Source organism: Streptomyces sp. YS-3, assembly GCF_045257485.1.
Classification (GTDB): Bacteria; Actinomycetota; Actinomycetes; order Streptomycetales; family Streptomycetaceae; genus Streptomyces.
The window spans coordinates 1-1,890 of record NZ_JBJHPC010000900.1; the positions used below are offsets into that span (position 1 = coordinate 1).

Sequence of the window (1,890 nt, forward strand, 5' to 3'; positions counted from 1 at the left end):
GGCTGCGCGGGGGCGGCCGGGTGGGTGCCCGGCCGCGCGCTCTCCGGAGGCTCCTCCGCGTACCCCTCCGCATGACCTTCCGCCGGTCCTTCCGCGGGTCCTTCCGGGTGTCGCGCCATCACTCTCCGCCTTCCTTGTGCGTCGCCGACGCCTGCTGACCCGTCGCGACCGCGCCGCCGCTCATCGCCCCGATGAACACCCCGCCGCCGCTCACCGTGACGATCTGCTGCTCGAAGTCGCCCGTCTCGTAATTCTTCGCCCGCAGCGCCGCCCGCACCCCGCTGGCGATACGGTCCTGGACGGTCCGTACGTACCGTTTGACGTCCATGTTCTGGAACACGGACAGATCGCTGGTGCTCCCCAGCTCCCGTACGGAGGTGGCCGGTCCGTCCGGCAGGGCGTGCCGGGGGTTGGCCAGCCAGGTGCGGAACTCGGAGACCGCGGTGCGGACCAGCGACGTCATGGCGGCGAAGTTCGCGGTCGGGGCGGCGAGCAGTCCCCGGACCGTGTCGCGCAGGATGTCGCCCTCGCCGCGCGCCTCGATCACGTCGACGGCCCGGAACTCCAGCCGCACGGGCGTCAGGACGTGCGGCACGACCTCCAGGACGAGCATGCCGCCCTGGGTGTGGACGCGGACGAGCACGGAGACCACGACCTGCTCGTCCCAGGTGCCGATCCGGACGCGCAGGAAGTGGCGGCGCGCCTCGCCCCCCTCGCCCACCGCCTCGTCGAGGTGGCGCCGTACCGCCGCCGGGTCGTAGGCGACCTTCCAGCGGGCGACCCCGGACGGCAGATAGACGAACTCCTCCACCTCCAGCTCGCGCAGCCGGTCGCGGCTGGTGGCGGCGGCCGAGGTGCGCAGGGCCTCCAGCTCCGGCTTGATGAGGTCGATGACCTCGCGCCCGGTGAGCGGGCCCGCCCCGGCGTCCGGCGGCGCGTCCCGGCGCTTCTTCAACTCCATGACCAGCGACCACTGTTCGGCGTACGGCAGGCCGGCGCCGATGAACGGGCGGAACGGGTCGTAGATCGTGAGCGCCGCGTACTGCTCGCGGTCGATGGCGGCGCCGATGCGCCGGTAGCGGTGCGGCAGTGCCTCGCGGCGGGTGTGCGGATAGGCCTCGGAGCCCAGTTCGTGGCGCATGACGGCGGTGACGTCCGCGCGGTAGGCCCAGACGGGCAGCACCAGCAGCAGCGGGAACACCACGCCCGCCCAGGCGTCGGCGCCGCTGAACAGCGTGTACAGGGCGGCCGTCCAGTACACGAGCGCCACCGTGAACGGCACCAGCGGCAGCAGGATCTGCAGCCGGCCCCTGGTCGCCTCCTTGACCATCGACCGGTCGAGGGTGAAGACCGCCACCCCGAGCCCGGCCCCGGCGCGCGCGCCCCCGAGGACCAGGCAGACGAGGGCGTACGCCAGCCAGCCGGGGATCGGAAGCATCCGGTCCGAACCGATCCCGGCGAACCAGAGGGCGATGAAGGAGCCCCAGACGCCGAGGAGCATGAGCGCGGTCTCCGCCTCCTTGCGGCGGGCGCGCAGCGCGTGCGCGAGGACGGGCAGCGCGTCGACGCCCAGGGAGAGGGAGATCGGGCGCTCCTCGTGCTGGACGAGCTCCTCGATCACCCGGCGGCGGAAGGTGCTGTCGAGGTAGACGCCCGCGCAGAGCAGCCGGGTCGCCTCGGTGCGGGTGGCGCCACCGCCGCCCGGCCGGGCGTACGCGGGACCGTACTCAGGACCGGTCTCGGCCATGTGCCCCCCTGTCCCGCACCGGTACCCCGGCACCGGCACGCCTCGTTGCCCCGGTCCGCCCGCTTCCGCGCACCCAGTGTCCTCCCGTGACCGCCGTGAGGGGGGCGTTTTCGGGAGGGTGCCCGGGGGCGGCTGTGCGGGAA

General features: G+C 73.7%; 1 protein-coding gene. It reads right to left on the minus strand.

Annotated features, from left to right (window positions below; genetic code table 11):
• Positions 1 to 118: 118 nt before the first annotated feature.
• Positions 119 to 1,747: a hypothetical protein gene (locus tag ACJA3G_RS36085; RefSeq protein ID WP_406557253.1), complete on the minus strand. Its 1,629-nt coding sequence runs from the start codon at positions 1,745 to 1,747 to the stop codon at positions 119 to 121.
• Positions 1,748 to 1,890 lie beyond the last annotated feature (143 nt).

Coding starts and splice junctions, on each gene's coding strand:
- ACJA3G_RS36085 (WP_406557253.1), bottom strand. CDS start 1,747: ATGGCCGAGACCGGTCCTGAGTACGGTCCCGCGTACGCCCGGCCGGGC.